29 protein-coding genes and 1 tRNA gene are annotated in these 23,609 nt (G+C 55.5%); 12 read left to right on the top strand and 18 right to left on the bottom strand.

Features of this window, described 5'->3' with window-relative positions:
- From GHO41_RS12475 to GHO41_RS12495, 5 genes are all read right to left on the bottom strand, one after another.
- On the bottom strand, positions 1-673 hold a 673-nt coding region (locus GHO41_RS12475; RefSeq protein ID WP_153433723.1), incomplete at its 3' end, for a PfkB family carbohydrate kinase.
- Positions 666-2,129, bottom strand: coding sequence for a cytosine permease (locus GHO41_RS12480; RefSeq protein WP_153433724.1), 1,464 nt, complete (start codon positions 2,127-2,129; stop codon positions 666-668). The genes GHO41_RS12480 and GHO41_RS12475, both read right to left, overlap by 8 nt.
- A 92-nt stretch (positions 2,130-2,221) precedes the next feature.
- The gene (locus GHO41_RS12485; protein ID WP_123751537.1) at positions 2,222-3,226 is read right to left on the bottom strand and encodes an ADP-ribosylglycohydrolase family protein; all 1,005 of its coding nucleotides are present in this window, start codon (positions 3,224-3,226) and stop codon (positions 2,222-2,224) included.
- The gene (locus GHO41_RS12490; RefSeq protein ID WP_048369343.1) at positions 3,213-3,935 is read right to left on the bottom strand and encodes a GntR family transcriptional regulator; all 723 of its coding nucleotides are present in this window, start codon (positions 3,933-3,935) and stop codon (positions 3,213-3,215) included. The genes GHO41_RS12485 and GHO41_RS12490 overlap by 14 nt, the downstream gene beginning before the upstream one ends.
- Positions 3,936-4,058: 123 nt before the next feature.
- Positions 4,059-4,505 (bottom strand): NUDIX hydrolase, encoded by a 447-nt coding sequence (locus tag GHO41_RS12495; protein ID WP_153433725.1) that lies wholly within the window; start codon positions 4,503-4,505, stop codon positions 4,059-4,061.
- A gap of 132 nt (positions 4,506-4,637) precedes the next feature.
- Between GHO41_RS12495 and GHO41_RS12500 the strand changes: the two genes are divergently transcribed.
- Positions 4,638-5,672 carry a GNAT family N-acetyltransferase gene (locus GHO41_RS12500; RefSeq protein WP_153329772.1) on the top strand — a complete coding sequence of 345 codons (1,035 nt, stop codon included), beginning with the start codon at positions 4,638-4,640 and terminating at the stop codon, positions 5,670-5,672.
- Positions 5,673-5,728: 56 nt separating this feature from the next.
- Here GHO41_RS12500 and GHO41_RS12505 read toward each other — a convergent pair whose 3' ends face one another.
- From GHO41_RS12505 to GHO41_RS12520, 4 genes are all read right to left on the bottom strand, one after another.
- Positions 5,729-6,418 (bottom strand): endonuclease, encoded by a 690-nt coding sequence (locus GHO41_RS12505; RefSeq protein WP_048369341.1) that lies wholly within the window; start codon positions 6,416-6,418, stop codon positions 5,729-5,731.
- A gap of 4 nt (positions 6,419-6,422) precedes the next feature.
- Positions 6,423-6,674: a DUF1654 domain-containing protein gene (locus tag GHO41_RS12510; protein WP_048369340.1), complete on the bottom strand. Its 252-nt coding sequence runs from the start codon at positions 6,672-6,674 to the stop codon at positions 6,423-6,425.
- A 204-nt stretch (positions 6,675-6,878) separates the two neighbouring features.
- Positions 6,879-7,958 carry an asparaginase gene (locus GHO41_RS12515; RefSeq protein ID WP_048369339.1) on the bottom strand — a complete coding sequence of 360 codons (1,080 nt, stop codon included), beginning with the start codon at positions 7,956-7,958 and terminating at the stop codon, positions 6,879-6,881.
- A 304-nt stretch (positions 7,959-8,262) separates the two neighbouring features.
- A complete protein-coding gene (locus GHO41_RS12520; protein ID WP_048369338.1) occupies positions 8,263-8,463 on the bottom strand; it encodes a hypothetical protein in 201 nt (66 codons plus the stop codon).
- A 312-nt stretch (positions 8,464-8,775) separates the two neighbouring features.
- Between GHO41_RS12520 and GHO41_RS12525 the strand changes: the two genes are divergently transcribed.
- The gene (locus GHO41_RS12525; RefSeq protein ID WP_048369337.1) at positions 8,776-9,087 is read left to right on the top strand and encodes an I78 family peptidase inhibitor; all 312 of its coding nucleotides are present in this window, start codon (positions 8,776-8,778) and stop codon (positions 9,085-9,087) included.
- Between the two features lie 70 nt (positions 9,088-9,157).
- Here GHO41_RS12525 and GHO41_RS12530 read toward each other — a convergent pair whose 3' ends face one another.
- Together GHO41_RS12530 and GHO41_RS12535 are read right to left on the bottom strand one after the other, a co-directional pair.
- Positions 9,158-9,370, bottom strand: a complete 213-nt coding sequence (locus GHO41_RS12530; protein ID WP_003179963.1) for a cold-shock protein — start codon at positions 9,368-9,370, stop codon at positions 9,158-9,160.
- A 280-nt stretch (positions 9,371-9,650) separates the two neighbouring features.
- Positions 9,651-9,962, bottom strand: a complete 312-nt coding sequence (locus tag GHO41_RS12535) for a hypothetical protein (protein ID WP_153329770.1) — start codon at positions 9,960-9,962, stop codon at positions 9,651-9,653.
- Between the two features lie 361 nt (positions 9,963-10,323).
- On the opposite strand from GHO41_RS12535, the gene thrS reads away from it, so the two are divergent.
- The 9 genes from thrS (at position 10,324) to GHO41_RS12580 (ending at position 17,777) form a co-directional block, all read left to right on the top strand.
- The gene (thrS, locus tag GHO41_RS12540) at positions 10,324-12,246 is read left to right on the top strand and encodes a threonine--tRNA ligase (RefSeq protein ID WP_153329768.1); all 1,923 of its coding nucleotides are present in this window, start codon (positions 10,324-10,326) and stop codon (positions 12,244-12,246) included.
- On the top strand, positions 12,246-12,797 hold the full coding sequence (infC, locus tag GHO41_RS12545) for a translation initiation factor IF-3 (RefSeq protein ID WP_173430611.1): 552 nt from the start codon (positions 12,246-12,248) through the stop codon (positions 12,795-12,797). Before thrS ends, infC begins: the two co-directional genes overlap by 1 nt.
- A 60-nt stretch (positions 12,798-12,857) precedes the next feature.
- On the top strand, positions 12,858-13,052 hold the full coding sequence (gene rpmI / locus GHO41_RS12550; RefSeq protein ID WP_002553160.1) for a 50S ribosomal protein L35: 195 nt from the start codon (positions 12,858-12,860) through the stop codon (positions 13,050-13,052).
- A gap of 30 nt (positions 13,053-13,082) precedes the next feature.
- The gene (gene rplT / locus GHO41_RS12555) at positions 13,083-13,439 is read left to right on the top strand and encodes a 50S ribosomal protein L20 (protein ID WP_048369333.1); all 357 of its coding nucleotides are present in this window, start codon (positions 13,083-13,085) and stop codon (positions 13,437-13,439) included.
- Between the two features lie 107 nt (positions 13,440-13,546).
- Positions 13,547-14,563, top strand: coding sequence for a phenylalanine--tRNA ligase subunit alpha (gene pheS / locus GHO41_RS12560; RefSeq protein ID WP_048369332.1), 1,017 nt, complete (start codon positions 13,547-13,549; stop codon positions 14,561-14,563).
- 26 nt (positions 14,564-14,589) lie between these two features.
- Positions 14,590-16,968, top strand: a complete 2,379-nt coding sequence (pheT, locus tag GHO41_RS12565; RefSeq protein ID WP_153433726.1) for a phenylalanine--tRNA ligase subunit beta — start codon at positions 14,590-14,592, stop codon at positions 16,966-16,968.
- 3 nt (positions 16,969-16,971) lie between these two features.
- Positions 16,972-17,274 carry an integration host factor subunit alpha gene (gene ihfA, locus GHO41_RS12570; RefSeq protein WP_002553164.1) on the top strand — a complete coding sequence of 101 codons (303 nt, stop codon included), beginning with the start codon at positions 16,972-16,974 and terminating at the stop codon, positions 17,272-17,274.
- Positions 17,255-17,611, top strand: coding sequence for a MerR family transcriptional regulator (locus GHO41_RS12575; RefSeq protein WP_019829202.1), 357 nt, complete (start codon positions 17,255-17,257; stop codon positions 17,609-17,611). Before ihfA ends, GHO41_RS12575 begins: the two co-directional genes overlap by 20 nt.
- Positions 17,612-17,700: 89 nt before the next feature.
- Positions 17,701-17,777 (top strand) — tRNA-Pro (locus GHO41_RS12580).
- 79 nt (positions 17,778-17,856) lie between these two features.
- On the opposite strand, the gene GHO41_RS12585 is transcribed toward GHO41_RS12580, so the two are convergent.
- Positions 17,857-19,035 carry a tyrosine-type recombinase/integrase gene (locus GHO41_RS12585; RefSeq protein ID WP_153433727.1) on the bottom strand — a complete coding sequence of 393 codons (1,179 nt, stop codon included), beginning with the start codon at positions 19,033-19,035 and terminating at the stop codon, positions 17,857-17,859.
- 315 nt (positions 19,036-19,350) lie between these two features.
- Positions 19,351-19,731 (bottom strand): hypothetical protein, encoded by a 381-nt coding sequence (locus tag GHO41_RS12590; protein WP_153433728.1) that lies wholly within the window; start codon positions 19,729-19,731, stop codon positions 19,351-19,353.
- Between the two features lie 133 nt (positions 19,732-19,864).
- On the opposite strand from GHO41_RS12590, the gene GHO41_RS12595 reads away from it, so the two are divergent.
- On the top strand, positions 19,865-20,116 hold the full coding sequence (locus tag GHO41_RS12595; RefSeq protein ID WP_235572710.1) for a hypothetical protein: 252 nt from the start codon (positions 19,865-19,867) through the stop codon (positions 20,114-20,116).
- A gap of 102 nt (positions 20,117-20,218) precedes the next feature.
- On the opposite strand, the gene GHO41_RS29815 is transcribed toward GHO41_RS12595, so the two are convergent.
- The 5 genes from GHO41_RS29815 to GHO41_RS12615 all read right to left on the bottom strand — a co-directional run bounded on the left by GHO41_RS29815 (position 20,219) and on the right by GHO41_RS12615 (position 23,570).
- Positions 20,219-20,389 (bottom strand): hypothetical protein, encoded by a 171-nt coding sequence (locus GHO41_RS29815; RefSeq protein WP_178126507.1) that lies wholly within the window; start codon positions 20,387-20,389, stop codon positions 20,219-20,221.
- Between the two features lie 317 nt (positions 20,390-20,706).
- Positions 20,707-20,919 (bottom strand): hypothetical protein, encoded by a 213-nt coding sequence (locus tag GHO41_RS12600; RefSeq protein ID WP_153433729.1) that lies wholly within the window; start codon positions 20,917-20,919, stop codon positions 20,707-20,709.
- A 249-nt stretch (positions 20,920-21,168) separates the two neighbouring features.
- A complete protein-coding gene (locus GHO41_RS12605) occupies positions 21,169-22,170 on the bottom strand; it encodes an RNA-directed DNA polymerase (RefSeq protein ID WP_256678740.1) in 1,002 nt (333 codons plus the stop codon).
- 371 nt (positions 22,171-22,541) lie between these two features.
- On the bottom strand, positions 22,542-22,898 hold the full coding sequence (locus tag GHO41_RS12610) for a four helix bundle protein (protein WP_153433731.1): 357 nt from the start codon (positions 22,896-22,898) through the stop codon (positions 22,542-22,544).
- 54 nt (positions 22,899-22,952) lie between these two features.
- On the bottom strand, positions 22,953-23,570 hold the full coding sequence (locus tag GHO41_RS12615; RefSeq protein WP_153433732.1) for a DUF1566 domain-containing protein: 618 nt from the start codon (positions 23,568-23,570) through the stop codon (positions 22,953-22,955).
- Positions 23,571-23,609: the final 39 nt, after the last annotated feature.

Genomic DNA, 23,609 nt, shown 5'->3' on the forward strand with positions numbered 1-23,609 from the left:
GGCCGTCGCGCAGCACGATCAGGCAATCGCCGGGCAGGCGCGCTCGCAGGCCGTGCAGGGCGTCGGCAACGGTGCGGGTGGAGGTAAAGCCGAGCGCTTCGCTGCGATTGCTGGTCCACAGGTGCAGACGCGGCAATAAAGCGCTGATCAAGGCGGGGTCAATGTTGTGCACCAATGGCCCCGGGTCGAATGTGACGTGCACGCTGCGCGGCAATCCATTCAGCCAATTGAGCAGGGAGTGGGCTTTGCCCGCATGCAGCAGGCTGTAGCCACTGACGTACACGTAATCATCGGGCGCGACCTTGACGCTTTCCAGGTCTTCATTGGACAGAGTCCCTTCAGCGCCTATACAGGAAATAAACGTGCGTTCTGCGTTGGCCTCCGTCAGCGCTACGCACAGCCCGGTGTCTTTGTGCGGGTCAATCGACTGGATGAACTCGATGCCTTCGGCACGCATGGCCAGACGTGCAATGTCACCGAACTGACCTTGACCGTGACGGCCCAGGTAGAGGGTGTTCAGGCCGTTGCGCCGGGCAGCGGCCATGACATTGAAGCCGCCACCGGCATGGAAGCTGGCACTGCTGGCCAGCGCATCACCGCCGGGGCGGGGCAGGGTGTCGAGGGCCATGACTAGATCGATGATGACTTGGCCTGTGTGCAGCAATCTAGGCATTGGCTGACCCCGTGCTGGCGGGGCGACGGTCTTTGGCACCGCCCAGCAGTGCATACAAACCACCTGCCACCACAAACGTGACAACCCAGCCGAGTCCGTTATGGCCCAACCATGAGTCGGCCAGCGGCCCGACGAACCAGTTGGCGTCTGAACTGCCGACTTGGGTAAAGCAAAAGCCCAGCACCAGTGCCAGCGCCCAAGAGCCCAGCGCCCGCCACTCAATGCCGCCGTTGTACCAGTAATGGCTGTGACGGCTGATGTCCATCAGGTCGGCGGGGCTGTAGTAGTGGCGATGAATCAGGTCGACGATAAAGATGGCAACCCATGCGGTGATCGGAATGGCTGTGAGGGAGATAAAGGTAATGAATGGAGCGTAGAAGCTGTCGGCATATAGCATGAAGTACGTCGAACCGGCGAATATGACGACGATATCGACGACAACGGCCTGCACCCTTTTGATCTTGATGCCCAGGGTTAATGTGGTGAGCCCGGCCGAGTACACAGACAAGTGATTGGACAGCAGCAAGCCACCAAAAGCGCTGAGCAGGTAGGGAACCGCCATCCAGGCCGGCAACATATTACGTATGGCCGCAATGGGGTCGGTTGCCGAGGCGAGGTCGTGGTTGCCGACAGACAACAAGCCGCCCAGGGTAATCAGCAGCACCAGCGGGATACCCGCGCCGCAGGCGGCAGACGCCACCAATTGCCGGGCACTGACGCTGCGGTGTTGGTAGCGCGACATGTCGGCGCCCGCATTGGCCCAGCCGATCCCGGTGCCGGCCGCCATGATTCCGATACCGATAATCATGGCGCTGACCGGCGCCGAAGGGGCGCTGAACACGGCCTGCCAGTTGATGGTGGCGCAGAGAAACCCCGCGACCAGCAGGTTAAGCGCGCCAAACAGGTAGGTGGCCCACTGCTGAATGACCAGTAATGTGGCATGGCCCAAGCCCGAAACCGACAAGGTCAGCAGGGTAAAAATGGCGATAAAGAGCAGGGTGAGCAGCGGGGCGTGGGTCGCCTCGGTGGGGGTGCCGAACACAATGGCCGACAACGCCAGCAGGACGTAAGCGGCGGTGGTGGTGTTGACGGTTTCCCAGCCTAAGCGTGAAATCAGGGAAACCAGCGTAGGGCCAATATTGCCCCGCACGCCGAAGATCGCGCGTGACAGCGTCAGACTTGGCGCACGGCCTCTACGCCCGGCAATGGAAATGACGCCGACCACGGCAAATGAGCCTGCCGCGCCGATCAGCGCAACAATGATCACCTGCCAAAAGGCCAGTTGGTGGAAGGCCACCAACGTGGCGCCCAATGGCAAACCGAGAATGCTGATGTTTGCCGCAAACCAGACCCAAAACAGTTGCAACGGGTTGCCATTGCATTCGTTTTCGGGAACGGGCTCTATGCCACGGGTTTCCAGTTGCCCGGCGCTGTGCCCGACGTTGGGGTTGCTCATGGGGGGCTGCTCCTGGTGCTATTTTGCCGTTCGGACACAGTCGCTCGCAGCTGTCTGTGAGCGCTGAGGGTGGGGCGGTCCTTCGCGGTTTTTCAGGTGTTGCGCAGTATCAGTAAGTGTTCAACCAAGGGTTCCAGCTGCAGGTTATTGACCTCTTTGACTTGCTGGATCAACGCCTGCGGCCATTGTTCCAGCCCGGCACATGCACCCAGCATCGCGCCGAGGATCCCGGCAATGGTGTCGGTGTCGCCGCCAATGCTGGCGGCGATGCACAGGGCGTTAAAGCTGCTGAGGCTACCGCTGGCAACCCGTTGCGCAAGGGCAAAGGCGGCCACTACAGATTCTTGTGACGCGACCGAAGTGCCAATGACGTCGTACAGCAAGTCACCGAGGTTGTCCGGGTTGCACTCATGGCTGGCATGCCGGGCCCAGCGAATCCGTGGCCCTATGCGTCCACCTGCGACCCAGTGGCCGTGGTGTTCGGCGATGTAGGCCATTTCTGTCCCTGCATTGAGGGCATGCTCAAGTTTTTTACCGTTGAGACCGCTGGAGATTACCGCTGCCACAGCGGCTGCGCTGGCGATCCCCAGGCTGGTGTTGTGAGTGACCTGGCAGGCTTGTACCACCGCCTTGATGAACAGGTCTGGCTGGCTGATGTCAGCGGCTATGCCGACCGGGGCAATGCGCATCGCTGCGCCATTGGTGGTGCCATAGCGGCCTGATTCTTCAGGGCTGTGGCCTGCCAGAATCATTTCGATTGCGCGCTTGGTTGAGGGCCCCAGTAAATCTTGAGAGCCTTTGGCCTGCATCACGGCTTCCCAGGCGATCAGGCGTTGCGCGAGGGTGTTTGGATCTATATCGCCATTACCGTCAACCAGCAGTTGGGCGACCAGAATCGCTTGCTCGGTGTCGTCGGTGATTGAGCCTTTGGGCATGTTGGGGGCGATCGGCTGGTCCGCTGGTGCGTCTACCAGCCCGGTGATCTGCCCGAAGCGCGCGATGATCTGGGCGCGGCTGAACGACTGGGTAGGCATGCCCAGGGCATCACCCAGCGCCAGGCCATAAAAGGCACCCAGCGCACGATCATTCGAGTTCATTGGGGGCTCCAAAGGAGTGGTGCATGCGAAAGTGCGTCGGATCAAGCCAGCTTTCGACATGCTCCATCAGTCGCCCATGGCGGTCATAGGTGGTGCGTAACGTTTTGAGAAACACCGTACCTGCCGGGCGGCCGAGCAAATAGGCGTCTTCATCGTTCAGGGGTTCGGCGCCTATCCACTGGTCGCCGTGATCGCCAATAAAGCCATAGGCGGCGAGGGTAATGGTGAGTGAGTCATCAATCATGCCGACCCCGGGCAGACCTTCAAGGCCGCCGATTGCGGGGATGAATGAGCGCTCCAGGGATATAGCTGTCCCGTCGCTGCGCCGACGGCGGCGCTCCAGCACAATGAAATGGCTCAAGCCAAACTGAAGATTCAAGTCCGGGCGTTCTACGGCCTCCAGTTTGAGCTGTTCGGTATGGATACGCGCGCCAGTACTGGCCAGGGCTTGCGCCCAACCCTTTTTTTGATCGAGGGGGATACCGTCAAAGGTCACGACCGAGCCTCCAGCAGTGCGTCGAGCGATGTATTTACGCCGCTCCAGCTCCATCAGCGCCTTATGCAGCGTGCTGCGACTGACACCCAGTTCCTCAGCAAGTTGTTCTTCACCGGGCAAGACATAACCGTCTTCCATGAGCCCGCTTTCGATCTGGCGGACGAGCTCATTGACTACCTGTTGTTTTTTGTTAAATCGAGCTTGTTTTATCATGCAGAGAGTAATAGCTCAGGCCTGACAGTTCAGCAACCCGGGAGTTCCATGAAATTTTCACGGGCATGGGCGATGACCGAAGGTGTCGTACGGGGCCTGTAGTACCGGGTGGTGCAAAGCGGTTCAGGGCAGGTGCAAGCCCAGTATCGACAACAGGTCTTGTGGGAAGAACAGGGCAGATGTCTGTTGCAAGTCTTGGCGAGACCACCAGCGATGCTGGGTCATGACCTCGCGTTCTTGAGCGGTCCAGCCGCCATCGCTGACCTGTTCGATGCCCACGCGCACGATAAAAAAGCGTTCATCGGCCATCACCCATGCGCCGTCAGGCAGTTGCATCTCAAACACCCGTTGTGCGCACTCTGCGCCTACATCGGCCGCGACGATGCCGACTTCCTCTTGCAGCTCGCGGATGGCGGCCTGTTCAAAGGTTTCTCCCGGCTCTACTCCACCGCCGGGTGTTGCCCAATATTCCTGACCTTGCAAAGCGCCTGTCTTATGGGTGAAACGGAAAAGGAGTACGCGATTCTCGGGGCTTATGACCAGTAATCGGGAGGAGGGTCGCTGGCGCATTGGACTGCTCACTGTGGTATTGATCTTAAAAGAGGAAGGCGTTGCGGCACGGCTGGTGTGCGATGGGGCAGTATGCTTGAACGGGCGCGGCGCGTGTGTGACGGTTTTTGATGTTTAGAGGGGGTAGTCTTTATGACGCAGCACAGCGATTTTGGCGCACTTACATTCAGGTCTGCGGACTTAAATACTCACCTTGAAGCGTGCATACGCTTTAGAGCAGACACTTTTGTCTGCGGCTTCGGCTCTGCTGAACGTTTTTATGGCGAAGATGGCAAGGGCGTTGAGTCTTACGTCACGTGGGTAAAGGAGAAGGCGGCCGCATTGCCAGGATCAGTCGTCCATGTGTGGGATGGCGAGCAGATCATTGGGCAAATAGAGATGGGCCTGGTGCCGAACATTGAGTCGGTGGGCTACGTCAATTTGTTCTATCTGACACCGCAATACCGCGGGCGAGGGCTCGGCGCCCTGCTCGAAGCGTACGCCTGGAAGTATCTGGGCGCTTTGGGGTGCACCTCGTTGCGCTTGTCGGCCAGCCCTACCAACACGCCTGCTTGGTTGTTTTATCAGCGTAACGGCTGGGAAGATTTGGGCCCGCGTGACGATGACCCAACGGTTCGCAAGTTGCAAAAACACGCCAAAGTTAAAGTGTCCGGCGACAGCCAGGTGATCAACCCGGATGACTACCTCGAAACCGCGTTCGGGCGTGAATTTACCCCCGAACGTAATAAAGAAGCATGGGCGCATGCCTATGAACGGCTCTCGAAGCAGTTGGCGCAGGCGCCTGCGGGCGTGTTTGTGTATTTGGTGATGGGTGTACAGGGCGCGGGCAAATCCCATTGGATGTCTCAAAACTTGGGGCGCTTGGGCCATCGTGCGATTGCCTTTGACGCCGCATTGCCCGCTCGGCGTCATCGAGAAAAATTGCTATCGATCGCCCGTGAACACGGGGTGCCGGTGATTGCGATTTTCGTTAAAGCCTCGCTTGAGCAAGCGCTCTTGCGCAACGCCAGTCGCGCGCCTGACAAAAGGGTGCCGGTAGAGGCGTTGAAAAGCGTTTTCAGCCTGATTGAGCCACCAACCGAAGCCGAAGGGTTCCTTTGGGTCGAAACCATTGACGGCACTCGGCAACCCGCTGTGCTGCAAGTGCCCAGCGCCGTATCGGCATAAAGTGGACAACGGTCCGTTTTACATGCCCAGCAGCGTCTGAAGGGCATGTAACAACTTTAGCCGCAGGCCTTGAGGTTGACCGGGCCGACAAATTCGTTGCCCCGGCCCATTACGCAGGCCACTGCCTGGTTGCGTTGGCGTTCCCAGGCTTGCACCGGGTAGGTCTTGTTCCAGGCCTCATACAGCTGCCGATCCTGATTGGAAAGGCGCAAGTTGTAGTGCTTGCTCATATAGAAGTAGGTGCGCGCAATCATCCCGCGTATGGACGGGCGCGGCATGACTTTTTTGGCTTTGAAATCGACTTGTGTCAGGCAAGAGCCGTATTGACCGGATTGTGCGGGCAGCCAACCAAAACTGAAGTTGTTGCGGTCACCGTTAACTTCGCCAATGCTCGGCACCAGGTTGTGCAAATCGGCTTCTGCCACTTTGTAGACCGGGTCGTTACGGGTGCAGTTTTTTCGTCCGCCGTTTTGCCAGCATTGGCGCTGATGGCCAATTTGCCAGGCGGGAACAATGTGTTCCCATTCAATGCGCGCTGCACGGTTGGCATTTTTACGCGGGACGTAACCACAGCCTTTAAGGTCGACGCGGTTGCCGGTGTATTTGCAGCCACAATAAAACTCGGTTGATTGCGGGGCGTAGAGCTTCCAGGCGACCTTTTTAGCTTCGTTGAATGTTTGCGGGGCTGCGGCGTGTGCGCTTAACACAGTAAAGAGGCTGGCAAATGCCAGTAAACGAACCCTCATTGACTCAGTCTTCCTCAGATACGGTCCAGAAAACATTCACGCCGCCACAATCACGGTGAGCGATGGTGACGTTGTCGTTTTCGGAGATTTCTTCCAGCAAGCGTTCCCAGAACTCCGGGTTGTCACCTTCTTGCCGTTCAAGCACCGCCATCCGGTCTTTTTGGGCTTTAGGCGAGCTGATGATTTTTTGTATGCGCATACCGAAAACTTCGTACGGACTTGGAAGGGTAGGCTCTTTCGCCCCTTTTTTAGCCATGATGCAATCCTTGGTTAGCTGTATGCGCATACAGTATTTTACTGCGAGAGATTTGGCAACTGTTTGCACTGCTCGCGCTGCCGGGATGGGACTGCGTTTTTTCGGTTTAGTGCGAAAACAAGAAGAGAATCAAGCAAATAGACCACTCATCCGGGCGAATGAGTGGTAGGAAGCCAAACGCCGGGCGGCGTTTGGCGCGGGTTTTTAGTATTCCCAGAACATCCGCTGCAGCTCTTTGCTGTCTTGGGTTTTGGTCAGGGCGACCATGGCCAGGATGCGGGCTTTTTGTGGGTTAAGGTCGTGAGCGACAACCCAGTCATATTTGTCGTCTGGCTGTTCTGCGTTGCGCAGTACGAACCCGCCGTTGTTTACGTGGGAAGAACGAATGATTTGCACGCCATCTTTACGCAGTTCTTGCAAGGTCGGGACGACGCGAGACGATACCGAGCCATTGCCGGTGCCCACGTGAATGATCGCTTTGGCGCCGTTTTGTGCCAGTGCTTTGTAAGCGGTGTCGTCTACGTTACCGTAGGAGTAGGCGATGCCGACATTAGGCAGGGACTTGATGTTTTTGATGTCGAATTCAGAGTCCATGGTGTGACGCTTGGCGGGCAAGCGGAACCAGTAGGATTTGCCTTCAACCACCATGCCCAGTGGGCCCCAAGGGCTTTTGAATGCTTCAGTCTTGATGTTCATCATCTTGCTGACATCACGACCCGACTGGATTTCATCGTTCATGGTCACCAGTACGCCTTTGCCGCGAGCTTCTTTGCTGCCGGCTACCGCTACCGCGTTGTACAGGTTGAGCATGCCGTCAGCGGACATTGCAGTGCCTGGGCGCATGGAGCCAACGACGATAATTGGCTTGTCGGTTTTTTCAACCAGGTTGAGGAAGTAGGCAGTCTCTTCCAGGGTGTCGGTGCCGTGGGTGATCACAATTCCGTCGACATCTTTGCTGTCTGCCAGCTCGGCAACCCGGCGCCCCAATTGCAGCAAGTTGTCGTTGGTGATGCTTTCGGAGGCAATTTGCATGACTTGCTCGCCACGCACGTTTGCCAATTGGCTCAACTCAGGAACACCCGCAATCAGTTGGTCGATGCCCACTTTGGCTGCGGTGTAAGTTGCGCTGTTGGCTGCGCTGGCGCCTGCGCCTGCAATGGTGCCGCCGGTTGCCAGAATGACCACGTTAGGTTTGGCGGCGGCTTCTTGAGCCTGAGCTGCCGGCATGGCCAGAAGAAGGGCCAGGGCGCCCGGAATAATTGATTTCAAGACTGCTGTTTTCATTGTTCTCTCTCTTATTAGTAAGCGCGCAGATTGGCGCGGCGCACGTCATTGCAAAGGCATGAGCCGATGGAAGGGCAGCACACTCCATGCCACTATCAGTGCCAATTTGTATTTTTGTAACCTGTTGTTTTGTAAGGAGATATTTTGAAATTTTTATTTGGTTTTATGCGCAGTGACGGAATCCCGAACATTCGAGGTGTTGTCTGTTCGGGGATTCGACTGCTTACAGTGTTTTGAAATGCAGAGTGGCGATCTACCAAAACGGAGTTTGGCGATGCTTTTGGAGGGCGCGAGGAGGGGGAGCTCAGATTGATTTTGGGCTGTCAGCAGGTTTGTATTTTTCAAACACTTGGCTAACAAACGCTCTTGCAGCCTCTGTGCCCAGCTCTTTGACTAGAAGATCAATGCCGATGATGGCCAGCTCTTCCGGGCTGCCTGGGCTATAAGAGCATTGCCCTTGCGGCCACTTGGCTTTGATATCTGCATCGATGCTGACTGTTGTCATGGGTATCTCATGAGGGGTTTCAAAAACGCGATTTTAGCAAAATGTCATCTCGAGACGATCAGAATGGTGAAATTATTCATGTCGCTCGCTGCTGACCTATCCGTCTTTGCCTATTGCGACGGCGGTTATGCCTGAATGATGACAGTTTATGGGTTGTACATATTTCGTCACGATTAGGCGTGTGCGGTTGTAATCCAGTCGGGCAAACTCTTGCGACTGTAGGCCTGATCTGAAAATGCTATCAGTCCACATGCAACCTATATGCGCAAACGCTGTCGCAAGGGTTCTGACTATTTATCTTAAGGAGGCTTCATGTCCTGGAAGCTAGCATCATTGGGTTCATTGTTGGCAGTCGCAGTGCTGTCTGGGTGCAGCAGCACGCACGATGCTGTGAAAGAGCCTGTTGCTGACACTGGGCATACGCGTTGCGATGCCAAAGCTGCCGATTTTGCGATTGGCCAAAAAGCCTCTGCAGCCCTGCTGGAGCAAGCCCGTATCAAGGCTGGCGCGCAGACTGCACGGATCTTGTCGCCTCACGACATGATCACCCTTGAGTACCGTTCTGATCGTTTGAACCTGAATGCCGATGACAACGCTGTCATTACTCGCGTTAACTGCGGCTAAAGGCATGTAGCCGAGTTTCAGGCATAAAAAACCCCGTCACATGGACGGGGTTTTTTAGTTCGCGGGAGATTTACTCCGGACGAACCTGTGCAGCTTGCATACCCTTTTGGCCTTTCTCAGCCACGAAGGAAACGGTTTGGCCTTCTTTCAGGCTTTTGAAACCGTCGCTTTCGATAGCTTTGAAGTGTACGAACAGGTCGTCACCGCCACCTTGAGGAGTGATGAAGCCGAAGCCTTTTTCATCGTTGAACCATTTTACGGTGCCGGTTTGGCGATTAGACATGGTGTATCTCCAAGAAACTTATATTTTCAGTAGTACTGTGCTGCTCAGGCCAACTGGGCACACTTGGCTATCATAGTCGAAATGTGCGCTTTGGGACCCCCCCTGAGCTGTAGTTTGCAGCATTGTTAGCTTTTGTCTGGCGCTAAAAAAGCCTTGGGGCCCCGTTTTATGGGGCTTTCAGGGCGAAAACGGACTTAAAAAAAAGCAACTAATGAGGCGTATTTTTTAGTTCAAAACTGCATTTGGGCCGTTTTCACCTTGTTTGTTGCCTTGCTAAACCCTATTTCTTGGGTTGAGGGCGTGCTTTGCACTGCGCGATTGCATTCAAGGCGTCCTGCTGCAGTTGGGGGTTTTTTGCGCCTTCCGGGCTCATCAGTTCTTTGATTTGAGCCGTGGTGAAGTTCTTTTCGATTTTGTCGGCGCCACATGCGCAGTGCGCTTTGGCAGCCTTGTCGCCGATGGTTTTTGCAGCTGCGGGCACGCACTGGGCCGTGTATTGAGCTTTCAAGTCTTTGGGCCAGGCAGCCTGGGCGCTCAGTGGCAACAACAGTGCCAGTGGTGCGGCGAAAGCCAAAAGATGAGTCATGCGCATGTGATGCTCCTTGCGATCGTTGAATCTGAAATGGTGTCACTCACTATCTGAGGCACTAATTAAGCTCAAGTTCATCATTTCGCAAAATCCGCTGGCTGTTTTTTACGTAAAAAAAGAGGGAGGGGCGAGGCTCAGGCATCTGTGTTAGCATGCCGCCCTTGGCTGATTTGTGTGAGGGTGAGCTCTTGGGCCGCCCGACAACGCCATAAACTTTTCATTTGAATTCCAGTCACTCTGGTTCGGTTTCCGGTTGGCCGCAAGGCTCCTGCCACTGTGAGGCAGGTACACCACCGAATCGCGTACTGGCTCATCCCAACCCACGTGACCTTTGGTAGGGGTCACCACTAGGAGAGGAGGCGCCATGCCAACTATTACTCTTCCCGACGGCAGTCAACGTTCATTCGATCATCCGGTCTCTGTGTCCGAGGTCGCTGCTTCCATTGGTGCAGGCTTGGCCAAGGCCACTGTGGCCGGCAAAGTCAACGGCAAGCTGGTTGATGCCTGCGACCTGATCGAACATGACTCCACCTTGCAAATCATTACGCCCAAGGATGAAGAGGGGCTGGAGATCATTCGTCACTCTTGCGCTCACTTGGTCGGCCACGCAGTCAAGCAGTTGTACCCGACCGCCAAAATGGTGATCGGTCCTGTTATTGACGAAGGTTTTTACTACGATATCGCCTTTGAGCGTCCGTTCACTCCGGATGACATGGCGGCTATCGAGCAGCGCATGCAGCAGTTGATCGAAAAAGATTACGACGTTATCAAGAAAGTGACGCCGCGTGCTGAAGTGATCGAGTTGTTTGCCGAGCGCGGCGAAGACTACAAGCTGCGTCTGATTGAAGACATGCCGAACGAACAGGCCATGGGTCTGTACTTCCATGAAGAATACGTTGATATGTGTCGCGGACCTCATGTCCCGAATACGCGTTTTCTGAAATCGTTCAAATTGACCAAGCTGTCGGGCGCCTACTGGCGTGGCGATGCCAAAAACGAGCAGCTGCAGCGTATTTATGGCACGGCCTGGGCCGACAAAAAACAGCTGGCTGCTTACGTTCTGCGTATTGAAGAAGCCGAAAAGCGCGATCACCGTAAAATCGGTAAGCGTCTGGGCTTGTTCCACACTCAAGAAGAAGCGCCGGGCATGGTGTTCTGGCACCCGAATGGCTGGACGCTGTATCAAGTACTTGAGCAGTACATGCGCAAAGTACAGCGCGACAATGGTTACCTTGAGATCAAGACTCCTCAGGTAGTGGATCGCAGTCTGTGGGAAAAGTCCGGTCACTGGGCCAACTACGCTGAAAACATGTTCACCACTGAGTCGGAAAGCCGCGACTACGCGATCAAGCCGATGAACTGCCCTTGCCACGTGCAAGTGTTCAACCAGGGGCTGAAGAGCTACCGTGAGTTGCCACTGCGTCTGGCTGAGTTCGGTGCTTGCCACCGTAACGAGCCGTCGGGTGCCTTGCACGGCATCATGCGTGTTCGTGCGTTTACTCAGGATGATGCGCATATTTTCTGCACTGAAGAGCAGATGCAGGCCGAGTCCGCCGCTTTTATCAAGCTGACTCTGGATGTGTACGCAGACTTCGGCTTTAAAGACATCGAGCTCAAGCTGTCGACTCGCCCTGAGAAGCGCGTAGGTTCCGACGAGCTGTGGGATCGGGCTGAAAGTGCATTGGCTTCAGCGCTTGATAGCGCGGGTCTGGCGTATGATCTGCAGCCGGGTGAAGGTGCATTCTACGGTCCGAAGATCGAGTTCTCGCTAAAAGATTGTCTCGGTCGTGTCTGGCAGTGTGGTACCTTACAGCTCGATTTCAACCTGCCGATCCGTCTTGGCGCTGAATATGTGTCCGAAGACAACAGTCGCAAGCATCCCGTTATGCTGCACCGCGCGATCCTCGGATCGTTCGAACGCTTTGTCGGTATTTTGATCGAGCATTACGAAGGTGCGTTCCCTGCGTGGCTAGCGCCAACTCAGGCAGTGATCATGAATATCACTGATAAACAGGCAGAATTTGCCGCCGAAGTTGAAAAAACTCTCAATCAGAGCGGATTTCGTGCCAAGTCTGACTTGAGAAATGAAAAGATCGGCTTTAAAATCCGCGAGCATACTTTGCTCAAGGTTCCCTATCTTTTGGTTATCGGAGATCGGGAAGTCGAGATGCAGACTGTCGCTGTGCGTACTCGTGAAGGTGCTGACCTGGGCTCGATGCCCGTCGCCCAGTTCGCTGAGTTCCTCGCGCAAGCGGTTTCCCGGCGTGGTCGCCCAGATTCGGAGTAATTATTATTAAGCGTGAAATGAGACAAGATAAACGAGCTGCACCGAAAGCCCCGATCAACGAGAATATCTCGGCACGCGAGGTTCGGTTAATTGGCGCTGACGGCGAGCAGATTGGCATCGTCTCGATTGATGAAGCGCTTCGTATCGCTGAAGAGTCCAAGCTGGACCTGGTAGAAATCTCAGCGGACGCAGTCCCGCCTGTTTGCCGGGTGATGGACTACGGCAAGTCGATCTTCGAGAAGAAGAAGCAGATTGCTGCGGCGAAGAAGAACCAGAAGCAGATTCAAGTAAAAGAAATCAAGTTTCGTCCAGGGACGGAGGAAGGGGATTACCAGGTAAAACTGCGCAACCTGGTACGTTTCCTGAGTGATGGGGACAGGGCCAAGGTGTCATTACGATTCCGCGGCCGTGAGATGGCCCACCAGGAGCTGGGTATGGAACTGTTGAAGCGGGTTGAAGCTGACCTTGCCGAATACGGGACCGTCGAACAGCATCCTAAGATGGAAGGACGCCAGCTGATTATGGTCATCGCCCCGAAAAAGAAGAAGTAACCACCAGGGCACGGCAGGCCTTGCGGTTATGTTTATCAACTGAATGCGGAGTATCCGAACATGCCAAAGATGAAGACTAAAAGTGGTGCTGCTAAGCGGTTTCTGAAAACTGCAAACGGTATCAAGCACAAGCACGCTTTCAAGAGCCACATCCTGACCAAAATGTCGACCAAGCGTAAGCGTCAACTGCGCGGTAGCAGCTTGCTGCATCCGTCTGACGTGGCAAAAGTCGAGCGCATGCTGCGCCTTCGTTAATTTTTGGATCAAGACTAGAGGAAGTAACTCATGGCTCGTGTAAAGCGTGGCGTCATTGCCCGTAAACGTCACAAAAAAATTCTGAAACTTGCTAAAGGCTACTATGGTGCACGTTCGCGCGTATTCCGTGTTGCCAAGCAAGCGGTAATCAAGGCAGGCCAATACGCCTACCGTGACCGTCGTCAGAAAAAACGTCAGTTCCGCGCTCTGTGGATCGCTCGTATCAACGCTGGTGCTCGTATCAACGGTCTGTCTTACAGCCGTCTGATCGCTGGCCTGAAAAAAGCTTCCATCGAGATCGACCGTAAGGTTCTGTCTGATCTGGCAGTGAACGAAAAAGCGGCGTTTGCTGCGATTGTCGAGAAAGCTAAAGCCACCTTGGCTTAAGTACCCCCGACAGTTCTTGCGCTCACTGTGTGGGCGCAAGCGCTAAACGTCTTAAATAGGGGAAGAGCCTTCAAGCTCTTCCCCTATTTTGTATCTGGAGTCTGTACATGGAAAACCTGGATGCGCTGGTCTCTCAAGCACTAGAGGCTGTGCAAAGCGCTGAAGATATCAATGCCCTGGAGCAAATCCGGGTTCAATACCTTGGCAAAAAAGGTGAATTGACTCAGGTGATGAAGACCCTGGGGAATTTGCCGGCAGAAGAGCGCCCGCAAGTGGGGGCCCTGATCAACGTTGCCAAGGAACGTGTCACAGAGGTTCTCAATACGCGCAAGGCACTGTTTGAGGAGGCTGAACTGGCCGCCAAACTGTCTGCCGAGTCTATTGATGTGACCCTGCCTGGCCGTGGCCAGACCTCCGGCGGTCTGCATCCGGTTACCCGGACTCTGGAACGTATCGAACAGTTCTTCACCCACATTGGCTACGGCATTGCCGAGGGCCCTGAGGTCGAAGACGACTATCACAACTTCGAGGCGCTCAACATCCCAGGCCATCACCCGGCCCGGTCGATGCATGACACCTTTTATTTCAACGCGAACATGTTGTTGCGCACCCATACCTCGCCGGTACAGGTCCGCACCATGGAGTCGCAGCAGCCGCCGATTCGCATCGTCTGCCCAGGCCGTGTGTACCGTAGCGACTCCGATATCACTCACTCTCCGATGTTCCATCAGGTCGAAGGCCTGCTGGTTGATCGCGATATCAACTTTGCGGACCTTAAAGGGACCATCGAAGAGTTCCTGCGGGTCTTCTTCGAAAAAGAATTGGCCGTGCGCTTCCGTCCGTCGTACTTCCCGTTCACTGAGCCTTCGGCCGAAGTGGATATGGAATGTGTGATGTGCAGCGGCAAGGGCTGCCGTGTCTGCAAACAGACCGGCTGGCTTGAAGTCATGGGCTGCGGCATGGTGCATCCAAACGTGTTGCGCATGTCTGGAATCGACCCGGAAGAGTTTTCGGGCTTTGCTTTCGGCATGGGCGTTGAGCGTCTGGCCATGCTGCGTTACGGCGTGAACGACTTGCGTCTGTTCTTCGATAACGACTTGCGGTTCCTCGCGCAATTTCGCTAGTCGTAACGAATTCTTAGGAGAGCAGGATGAAATTCAGTGAACAATGGCTGCGTGGTTGGGTTAACCCGCAGGTAGGTCGCGACGAGCTGGTTGCTCGTTTGTCGATGGCCGGTCTTGAGGTCGATAGCGTTACGCCGGCCGCCGGTGTTTTCAGTGGCGTTGTCGTGGGTGAGGTGCTCAGCACCGAACAGCACCCGGACGCCGATAAATTGCGCGTGTGCCAGGTCAGCAATGGCGCCGAGACGTTTCAGGTTGTGTGCGGTGCTCCCAATGTGCGCCCGGGTCTGAAGATCCCGTTCGCCATGATCGGTGCCGAACTGCCAGGCGATTTCAAAATCAAGAAAGCCAAGCTGCGGGGCGTTGAGTCCAACGGCATGCTGTGCTCGCAAGCTGAGTTGCAGGTTGGCGAAGGCAATGACGGCTTGATGGAATTGCCGGCCGATGCGCCGGTAGGCGAGGATTTTCGCGTCTATCTGGACCTGGAAGACGCCAGCATTGAAGTTGACCTGACCCCTAACCGCGGTGACTGCCTGTCGCTGGCGGGCCTGGCTCGGGAAGTGGGTGCGCTGTACGCAGCCGAGGTGAAACGTCCTGTGGTCGCTGCTGTTGCAGCCGTGCACGATGAAGTCCGCCCTGTTGAAGTGCTTGCGCCTGCTGCCTGCCCGCGTTATCTGGGGCGTGTCATCCGTAACGTTGATCTGTCCCGTCCTACGCCGCTGTGGATGGTTGAGCGCCTGCGTCGTGCGGACGTGCGTAGCATCGACGCTGCTGTCGATATCACCAACTACGTGATGCTGGAGCTTGGTCAACCGTTGCACGCATTCGATCTCGCCGAGATCAATGGCGGTATTCGCGTACGCATGGCAGAAGAAGGCGAGAAGCTGGTTCTGCTTGATGGTCAGGAAGTCGCCCTGCGTAGCGATACGCTGGTGATCGCCGATCACTCCCGCGCATTGGCAATTGCCGGTGTCATGGGCGGTGAACACAGTGGTGTGTCGGCAACGACCCGCGACGTGTTCCTCGAAAGCGCATTTTTCGATCAAATTGCTGTTGCAGGCAAAGCGCGTTCTTACGGTTTGCACACTGACGCTTCGCATCGTTACGAGCGTGGCGTGGACTGGAAACTGGCACGTGAAGCGATGGAGCGGGCCACAGGCTTGCTGTTGGAAATCACCGGCGGTGAAGCGGGTCCAATCGTTGAAACCGTCAACGAGCAATACCTGCCATCCATTGCGCCGATCACCCTGCGTGCTGCGCGTATCACCCAAATGCTGGGTCTGGAAATGGACTCTGCTGAAGTCGAGCGTTTGCTCAGCGCTTTGGGCCTGACCATCTCCGCCGACGGGGCAGGGCAGTGGCGCGTAGAAGTGCCAAGCCATCGTTTCGATATCAGCCTTGAAGTTGATTTGATCGAAGAGCTGGCCCGTCTTTATGGTTACAACCGTCTTCCGGTTCGTTATCCGCAAGCTCGCCTTGCGCCACAAGCGAAAGCTGAAGCGCGTAGCGAACTGCCAGAATTGCGTCGTCTGTTAGTCGCGCGCGGCTATCAGGAAGCAATTACTTACAGTTTTATCGATCCGAAGCAGTTCGAATTGTTCAGCCCGGGTGTTGAGCCTCTGTTGCTGGCCAATCCGATCTCCAACGACATGGCGGCCATGCGTGCTTCCCTGTGGCCGGGCCTGGTTAAGTCCTTGCAGCACAACCTCAATCGTCAGCAAGACCGCGTTCGTCTTTTCGAAAGTGGCCTGCGGTTTGTAGGGCAGCTGGAAGGCTTGAAACAAGAGCCGATGCTGGCTGGCGTTGTATGCGGTACCCGTCTGCCGGAAGGCTGGGCGCAAGGTCGCGATGTAGTCGACTTCTTTGACGTCAAGGCTGACGTAGAGGCTGTGCTGGGTTTTGCTGGCGCGCTTGATGACTTCACATTCGTGGTGGGTAGCCATCCAGCTCTGCACCCTGGTCAAACCGCTCGCATTGAGCGCGATGGCCGTGAAGTAGGCTACGTCGGTGCGATCCACCCTGAGCTGGCTAAAACCTTGGGCCTGGATCGTCCAGTGTTCCTGTTTGAGCTGGTATTGGCAGACGTGGCTTCGGGCAAAATGCCTAAATTCCACGAACTGTCGCGTTTCCCGGAAGTCCGTCGTGACCTGGCGCTGTTGGCCGATCGTGAAGTTGCAGCCAGCGACGTGCTGAATGTAATCCGTGAAAATGCAGGCGAATGGCTCACAGACCTAAGGCTATTTGACGTTTACCAGGGTAAAGGTATTGATCCGCTTAGAAAAAGCCTTGCAGTTGGCTTGACCTGGCAGCATCCATCGCGCACTCTTAATGACGATGAGGTGAACACCACGACACAAAATATCCTCACCTCGCTCGAAAACAGGTTGAACGCCACGTTAAGGAAGTGACGTATGGGGGCTCTGACGAAAGCTGAAATGGCGGAACGTCTTTATGAAGAGCTGGGCCTGAATAAACGCGAAGCCAAAGAATTGGTTGAGCTGTTTTTCGAAGAAATCAGGCACGCTCTTGAAGACAATGAACAGGTCAAATTGTCAGGTTTTGGCAATTTTGACTTGCGTGACAAGCGACAGCGGCCTGGCCGCAATCCGAAAACGGGAGAGGAAATCCCGATCACGGCTCGCCGTGTGGTCACCTTTCGTCCAGGGCAGAAGTTGAAAGCCCGAGTAGAGGCCTATGCTGGAACCAAGTCATAACGACGAGCTCCCGCCGATCCCAGGCAAACGCTACTTCGCCATTGGCGAAGTTAGCGAGCTCTGTGCGGTAAAACCGCATGTGCTGCGCTATTGGGAGCAAGAGTTTCCTCAACTCAACCCCGTAAAGCGTCGCGGAAACCGCCGGTATTATCAGCGCCAGGACGTGCTGATGATCCGGCAAATTCGCGCGCTGCTGTACGACCAAGGTTTCACCATCGGCGGCGCTCGTCTGCGTCTGTCAGGCGATGAAGCCAAAGACGACACCACGCAATACAAACAACTGATCCGCCAAACGATCTCCGAATTGGAAGACGTTTTACTGGTACTTCGCAAATAAACCTGCATTTAAAATACTTTCGTATTTCAAAAGCTTAAGGTATATTTCTCGACGTTCTAGCAACACGCAACACAGATGTAACGCCTAGTCGGGGCGTAGCGCAGTCCGGTAGCGCACTAGCATGGGGTGCTAGGGGTCGAGTGTTCGAATCACTCCGTCCCGACCATATTTTTCAATGACTTAGGCCAATGTCCCCCACATTGGCCTTTTTCATTTTCGGGAGATTTTCGGGGCTTTTCCGCTTTTCATCCCTGCCTCCTCTTCAAGATTGTCAGAACCGGACCTCGTGAGTCGGTTGCTGATACCATATTTGCAGCCTCAATCAGTTGCCCCAGTTCGGCGCCGGAGTAGTGACTGGTGATGCTGCCGTTCTTGTGTCCAAGCAATGCCTTTCGGTCTTCCTCGGTTACACCTGCTGCTCGCAGTCGTCGACCAAACGTGTGCTTCAAATCGTGAATCCGGATAGACAAGTAGCCAGGGTGAGCGGGGCGAAGGTTTTTCTCCTGCCAGAGTTTCGCCGCTCTCACTCGCGCTTTCTTCCAAGCCGAGTCATTCATGCGATGCATTGCGGTACCGTTGTAAGGAAATACCCATTCCTTGCTGATACCGCGCTGCTTATCAATGATCGACTTGGCCACGTTGTTGAGCACTACTAAGCGCTCATCGCCGTTCTTCACGCCCGAGCGTTCATTTCGCCCGCCAAAATCGGCGGGTATCAGAAACACACTGGCGCCCAGTTCCGGTACCGCAATCTCCCAATCCCACTTCAGCTTGCAGACCTCTTGCTCGCGACAACCTGTGTTCACCTTGAACAAGGCCATCGCCTGCAAGTGGGCAGGCAACTCTCCAAAAAGAATCGACTGCTCTTCCCATGACATGGGGTAGGGCTTACGGCTCGACTTCTTCTCTTCCAGCTTTGTGAGCATTGGCACGCTATCAAGCCACGGCCTCATCTCGTCATCTCGCCACTTGCGCGCACAAAGCGTTAAAACCCTTACCACGCGCTCTATTGAGATGTTGACCGTTCTGTTTGCAACCCCTTTCTTCACTGTTCCATTGTCCAGCTTTTTCGTTGCAAGCCGATCGTTGATGAAGGGCGCAAGCGCCTGGTCATCAATGTGGGTGAGCGGCACTTCTCCAATGAACTCGATCAGTTGTGATAGGTGATGCGCTGACAACTTGATAGAGGGTTGATCTTGAAACTCTATGAGAAAGCGTGCAGCTGCATGGGAAAAGGTTCTGACTTGCCTAACGCCATACACCTTTTCCTGCCGCAGCTGCTCTAGCCTGTGAATCAGGTACTGCTCGGCTTCTTCCCTGTCACTAGTTTCAGTGCTTTCGCGAAATCGCTGGCCCCGGAAGACCTTATCGATTTGCCAGATGCCGCCTTTTTTGTAGATGCCGGTGATTGTCTTTCGCGCCATGGATCTAATCCTTGTAGGCGCTCGCTGCGAGGCCGATTGTTGTCCTGATTGGCTGCTTTTTCAATCGACTTGCGCTCAACGTACGCATCAGCCCAAGCATCGAGCTCAATTCGATCAAAGCCAACGCCTTGTTTTCCGATCGGGAATTCGCTCACATTCGGGCGCACTGTTTTGTTGAACTCATCCCGGCACATGCCGAGATAACCTGGTGCGTCCATTGCACGGAGGAACCTTGGAGGGGTAGGCGCGACCTGCGCCGAGCTTCGATTTGACATAGCTGTTTCCATGCCGCCGCGCTGCGCAGCAGAAGGTTGATTAGGTTTTAGCGGGGAACCATTCGGTGTCGTACTCGATCTGTGAAACACGCTCAGGTGTTATATGGGGCAGATCTCGCTCGAAGTTGAGGTAGCCACGTGGCTTCTCAATCCAGTCAGCAGCTTCGGACATGAACCGCTCTTTGAAAATTCGAAGTAGGTGGTCTGCTGCTTTTTCGTATTCATCTTCACGGTAGTTGGCCTCGCAAAGACCGCCTCGACATACCCGCCACACCGTGCGTTTGGGTGCTTCTTCGATAGCTTTGATCTTTTCGCCCATTGTTTCGCAGGCGTAACGCATTTGGTCTATGGTGAGGGTTGCGACCCACTGGTCCGTGCCGACGCTCATTGAGCACCCGTGATGACACTTAATTTCAGGCATGACTTCGTCCTTTCCGCTATAGCGGTGGGCTTGAGTTTTTTGGAGGTGGGGGCGGTGGCCTTAGGCCTTGATACCTATATCGTTTGGATGGGCGTACAACAGGTGCTCGGTGAATTGTTAACAGGAGGGGGGCGTGTCTCACAATCTAGATATACCGATTACTCATGTGTACCGGGGTCATACGATATTTCTCAAGTTTGATTGGGCGCGTCCAAACAATCTGGCGCCTGAATCCGCTAAGGTCATCCAGGCAGGAGCAATAAATGGCATGGGTGAGATTGCGGCCGAATTAGTAGGGCCATGGGCGGATTATCATTCTGCTGTTGAAGAGGCGATAGCTGCAGCGGAACGGTGGATTGATAGTCAACTTTCCGAAGCGGATTAACCTCCGATCCCTACGGATTCACTCGGCGAGAATATGTTTCCGCCCGGGCAGCGGGTCTTGTCTCGCATACGGCCTCAAATACGGAAAACCCTGCTCCCTCTCTCATAGCTTCTCCCGTGCGCGCCGCTCAACCGCTTCGGCCTGGCGCAACTTGCTGCATTTGGTGTGGTTGCCGTGGGCACGTGACTTATTGCATTTGTCACAGATCGTTTGTAGGTCGAGCTGCCCCATGGGCGCGCCGCGTATCTGAACTGTTCGTCGGAGGGCGGTCATGTAGCCTCCTTCAGGAGATCAATGACCTGCTTAATCCCGCTGGCATGACTTGATGGCTGGCCCGTAGCGGTCATGGTCAGATTGCGGATAGTGCTGGCCACCACAAGGGGGTTACGAATCGATGATCCAAGCGACCTAACTACGTCGACGGCGTAACTCCTGCCTTCCAACTCCATTACGCGGTTGATGGGTCCGGTGATAACGAGTTCGGGTACCGGCGGGGAGCTCGCTGCAGGGACGATCAGAGTCGCTGCGGGTATTTCTCGGGCACGATCAAGCGCCCGCTGTGCGATTGAGTTCATTGGATTGCCTCGGGATTAGTCGTTGCGGGTGATGCCCGCCAGATCTCCGTCGCGCAGGACGGCGGTTTCTTTCAGCTCCAGCAGGATCGCCGCTGCGTGTTCGCGGTTGATTGCGTAGAGGTAAACACTGAAGGTGCCTTCTTCGGTTTTGAAGTCGACAGGGTAGAGCTGCCATTGCAGGCCATTGACCACGGCGACCCGAGAAAGAGAAATTGCTTTTCGGTTCATTCTTTCTCCATGCGATAGCGTGATTTTCAAAGCAGGGGTATTAATTAGCCCTTGGTGATAACCACGGGTGGGTGCGATGAGTACGAAAACCGATGTTGCTGCGATCCGGATAATTGGCGAGGAGGTAGTTCGACTGTTAAGCCTTCCAGATGACATGCTTGAGTCCGAGGCTTCTGAAGGGCTCCGGCTGATTGCAGCGCTTGCGCAGTGGCGGGATGAGCTCTCCAAGCCTTTGCCAAAGTCAGCCGATCAACGCTTTCGATAAGTTTTGGTCAGCGCTGCATTGACACTATTGCCGCGCCTGAGCACGACCCGGCCTAGTGCTGCACGGTCTTTCTCGCTGTGGCTGGCCTGGCTGAGCAGCCCGAAGTAACTGTTGGCTGTCTCGCGCAGATCCTCAGCGGGCGCTGCGGCCGTTCGCTTGAGCGCCTGGCTCAGAGCCCGCTTACGGGTGGTGCGCCGCCACGGCTTGATCACATGCCCTACGAAGTCGACACCGCGATCAACTGGCTGCAGGATCGTTTTGGTAGGGTTTAGTCGTGCACCCAGCGTTTGTAGGAATACTTCGACCTCTGCGTGCCAGGCATTGAGTTGCTGTGGTGACTCATGCAAGAACACAAAGTCATCGACGTAGCGGATGTAATGCTTGGCCCTCAGGCGGTGCTTGGCGAATTGATCCAGCGCGTCCAGATAGACGTTGGCGAAGAACTGTGAGGACAGGTTGCCGATGGGTAGCCCGAGGTGAGAAGGCTGAGCCGCGAGCCGCTTGTGTTGCGGTACCAGGTCAAACAGGTGTCGCGGGCTTCTGGTTTCGAAGTTCTCGCGCGGGTCGTGCATCAGGATCTGCTCAGCAAGCGCTAGCCACCATGGTTCGGCGATCTTCGCGGCCAGTTGCCGGCGCAGCACCTGCTTATCGATCGCTACGAAGAAGTTGGCCAAGTCGCACTTGAGATAAAAGATTGGCTTCGACCAGTTCTCACTAGCGCTCCTGATCTTCGATTCAAGACGCTTTGCCGCGTACAGCGTGCCTCGGCCCGGGATGCAGGCGCAGCTGTCGGCTATGAAGCTGGCATAGAAGCGCGGGGCCACATGGTTGTACAGCAGGTGGTGGACGACCCGATCCCGGAAGGCTGCTGCCCATACTTCGCGGGCTTTCGGGCGGGTTACCACAAAGCATATCGAGCGGCCTGGCTGGTAAGTGCCAGACATCAGGTCGTCGTGTAGCTGGATCAGGTTCTGTTCCAGGTTCATTTCGAAAGCCAGAGCGCTGTCGCTGTTTCGCTTCGAGCGCCGACAATCGTAATAGGCCTGCACCAGATCCTGAAACTGGTAGGGACCAACAGTCGAATCTGCGGACGGGGCGGACACGGAGCTCGTTGTTCTTGTCGTTGTTGTTCTGATTGCCATCATCGAAGTTCATGTTGAATGCGTTGTTGGCGGAGCGCTGCGACCTATCGTGCTATCTACGTCGCCAAGCCGAAGGCAGTGCCGATCAGCGAGGAAACTGCGCGAGACCTGCACGGACGCTTTAGACCGTCGGTATCTCTGATGCGCATGGCGGTGACCCTAAGGTCAGCGGCACGACCAGATTCAAAATCGCTCAGACCTGAAAGCCGTAACTCTCAGGTGGCGGGCGCGGTTGGGGTGTAGCGTTTCCAAGCGTTGGCTTGCTTGCCAATCGAAGTGGTCACCTCGATGGCCTTAGCGTGCTGAGGAATGCTGATAAAGCGATTCTCTTTGAATAATCGCATCAGGAACTCAATCACCTGGACCTTCTCGACCAGCAAGGTCAGGTGCGGGTGCTTGTCCTTGGACGCGTTGGCTCGGGCAATCAGCATCAATACATCGATGCACTCATCGATTACACGCTTGCTGAGGGACAGCTTTAAGTCTCGCGGGATGTTGCGGGTGAGGCTGGTTGCGAGGCTGAGCAAGTCCATCGACACCTTGTATATCTTCAAGTCCGTGTGCATTGCCATGGGCAGCGATTCCTAACAGCAGCCGGCCGCAAGCGGCCGGATTAAATAAGCGAATTAATCAATGATCAGCTCTCTGCGGACGGGGCGGACACGGAGCTCGCTGAACTTGACGTGGCTGTCCTGAAGGCCATCACCGAAGTACATGCTGAATGCGAGGCTGGCGGAGCGCTGCGTGCTCGACCAGTACCATGAGCCGCTGAAGGCTTCTTCGCCATCGTCCTGGAATGCCGGGAGTGCCGTCTGGCCCGGAAACTCTGCTGTGTACAGCTGACCGATAGGCAGACTGTTGGGGTTGTCGCCATCACGACCCCAGCAATAGTTTCCCTCGGTAGTTGGCTTGAGGTGGCGATACTGCAGCTCCTGTACGTCACGGGCTGGAATGGCCCAATCAGTGAAGCCGTCAATCTCAAGGGCCAGCACCTTCTGTGCCAGTTCGCTACCAGCAGCGGCCATTGATTCGGTGTTGCTGCGGCTATCGGTAAAGCTGCCGACACCTTCAATGATCACGCCGCGGGCACCCCAGGCTCCTTTGAGTTCGTGATCAGCACTGGCGGTGATGTTCAGATAGCGGCGACCGTTCTCGACGGTGACCCCCGTGACAAAGCCGCCACCGAAGGCTTGGCCGATTGCCGGGGTGGTGACTGCAGGCAATGCTTGAGCTGTTGCGGACATGGTCTTTCCTCTTTTCGAAGGCAACAAAAAAGGCGCTTA

Source organism: Pseudomonas sp. FSL R10-0399, from assembly GCF_009600165.1.
Lineage (GTDB): Bacteria > Pseudomonadota > Gammaproteobacteria > Pseudomonadales > Pseudomonadaceae > Aquipseudomonas > Aquipseudomonas helleri.

What these genes read in the sequence shown, in the direction of transcription:
- thrS (WP_153329768.1), top strand. Translation starts at nt 10,324, where the DNA reads ATGCCAACTATTACTCTTCCCGACGGCAGTCAACGTTCATTCGATCAT.
- GHO41_RS12495 (WP_153433725.1), bottom strand. Translation starts at nt 4,505, where the DNA reads ATGCGCCAGCGACCCTCCTCCCGATTACTGGTCATAAGCCCCGAGAAT.
- GHO41_RS12600 (WP_153433729.1), bottom strand. Translation starts at nt 20,919, where the DNA reads ATGAACCGAAAAGCAATTTCTCTTTCTCGGGTCGCCGTGGTCAATGGC.
- GHO41_RS29815 (WP_178126507.1), bottom strand. Translation starts at nt 20,389, where the DNA reads ATGACCGCCCTCCGACGAACAGTTCAGATACGCGGCGCGCCCATGGGG.
- GHO41_RS12485 (WP_123751537.1), bottom strand. Translation starts at nt 3,226, where the DNA reads ATGAACTCGAATGATCGTGCGCTGGGTGCCTTTTATGGCCTGGCGCTG.
- GHO41_RS12525 (WP_048369337.1), top strand. Translation starts at nt 8,776, where the DNA reads ATGTCCTGGAAGCTAGCATCATTGGGTTCATTGTTGGCAGTCGCAGTG.
- GHO41_RS12530 (WP_003179963.1), bottom strand. Translation starts at nt 9,370, where the DNA reads ATGTCTAATCGCCAAACCGGCACCGTAAAATGGTTCAACGATGAAAAA.
- GHO41_RS12585 (WP_153433727.1), bottom strand. Translation starts at nt 19,035, where the DNA reads ATGGCGCGAAAGACAATCACCGGCATCTACAAAAAAGGCGGCATCTGG.
- GHO41_RS12610 (WP_153433731.1), bottom strand. Translation starts at nt 22,898, where the DNA reads ATGGCAATGCACACGGACTTGAAGATATACAAGGTGTCGATGGACTTG.
- ihfA (WP_002553164.1), top strand. Translation starts at nt 16,972, where the DNA reads ATGGGGGCTCTGACGAAAGCTGAAATGGCGGAACGTCTTTATGAAGAG.
- GHO41_RS12605 (WP_256678740.1), bottom strand. Translation starts at nt 22,170, where the DNA reads ATGAACCTGGAACAGAACCTGATCCAGCTACACGACGACCTGATGTCT.
- rplT (WP_048369333.1), top strand. Translation starts at nt 13,083, where the DNA reads ATGGCTCGTGTAAAGCGTGGCGTCATTGCCCGTAAACGTCACAAAAAA.
- GHO41_RS12575 (WP_019829202.1), top strand. Translation starts at nt 17,255, where the DNA reads ATGCTGGAACCAAGTCATAACGACGAGCTCCCGCCGATCCCAGGCAAA.
- GHO41_RS12480 (WP_153433724.1), bottom strand. Translation starts at nt 2,129, where the DNA reads ATGAGCAACCCCAACGTCGGGCACAGCGCCGGGCAACTGGAAACCCGT.
- rpmI (WP_002553160.1), top strand. Translation starts at nt 12,858, where the DNA reads ATGCCAAAGATGAAGACTAAAAGTGGTGCTGCTAAGCGGTTTCTGAAA.
- GHO41_RS12590 (WP_153433728.1), bottom strand. Translation starts at nt 19,731, where the DNA reads ATGCCTGAAATTAAGTGTCATCACGGGTGCTCAATGAGCGTCGGCACG.
- GHO41_RS12515 (WP_048369339.1), bottom strand. Translation starts at nt 7,958, where the DNA reads ATGAAAACAGCAGTCTTGAAATCAATTATTCCGGGCGCCCTGGCCCTT.
- pheT (WP_153433726.1), top strand. Translation starts at nt 14,590, where the DNA reads ATGAAATTCAGTGAACAATGGCTGCGTGGTTGGGTTAACCCGCAGGTA.
- GHO41_RS12535 (WP_153329770.1), bottom strand. Translation starts at nt 9,962, where the DNA reads ATGCGCATGACTCATCTTTTGGCTTTCGCCGCACCACTGGCACTGTTG.
- GHO41_RS12490 (WP_048369343.1), bottom strand. Translation starts at nt 3,935, where the DNA reads ATGATAAAACAAGCTCGATTTAACAAAAAACAACAGGTAGTCAATGAG.
- GHO41_RS12500 (WP_153329772.1), top strand. Translation starts at nt 4,638, where the DNA reads ATGACGCAGCACAGCGATTTTGGCGCACTTACATTCAGGTCTGCGGAC.
- GHO41_RS12520 (WP_048369338.1), bottom strand. Translation starts at nt 8,463, where the DNA reads ATGACAACAGTCAGCATCGATGCAGATATCAAAGCCAAGTGGCCGCAA.
- pheS (WP_048369332.1), top strand. Translation starts at nt 13,547, where the DNA reads ATGGAAAACCTGGATGCGCTGGTCTCTCAAGCACTAGAGGCTGTGCAA.
- GHO41_RS12510 (WP_048369340.1), bottom strand. Translation starts at nt 6,674, where the DNA reads ATGGCTAAAAAAGGGGCGAAAGAGCCTACCCTTCCAAGTCCGTACGAA.
- GHO41_RS12505 (WP_048369341.1), bottom strand. Translation starts at nt 6,418, where the DNA reads ATGAGGGTTCGTTTACTGGCATTTGCCAGCCTCTTTACTGTGTTAAGC.
- GHO41_RS12615 (WP_153433732.1), bottom strand. Translation starts at nt 23,570, where the DNA reads ATGTCCGCAACAGCTCAAGCATTGCCTGCAGTCACCACCCCGGCAATC.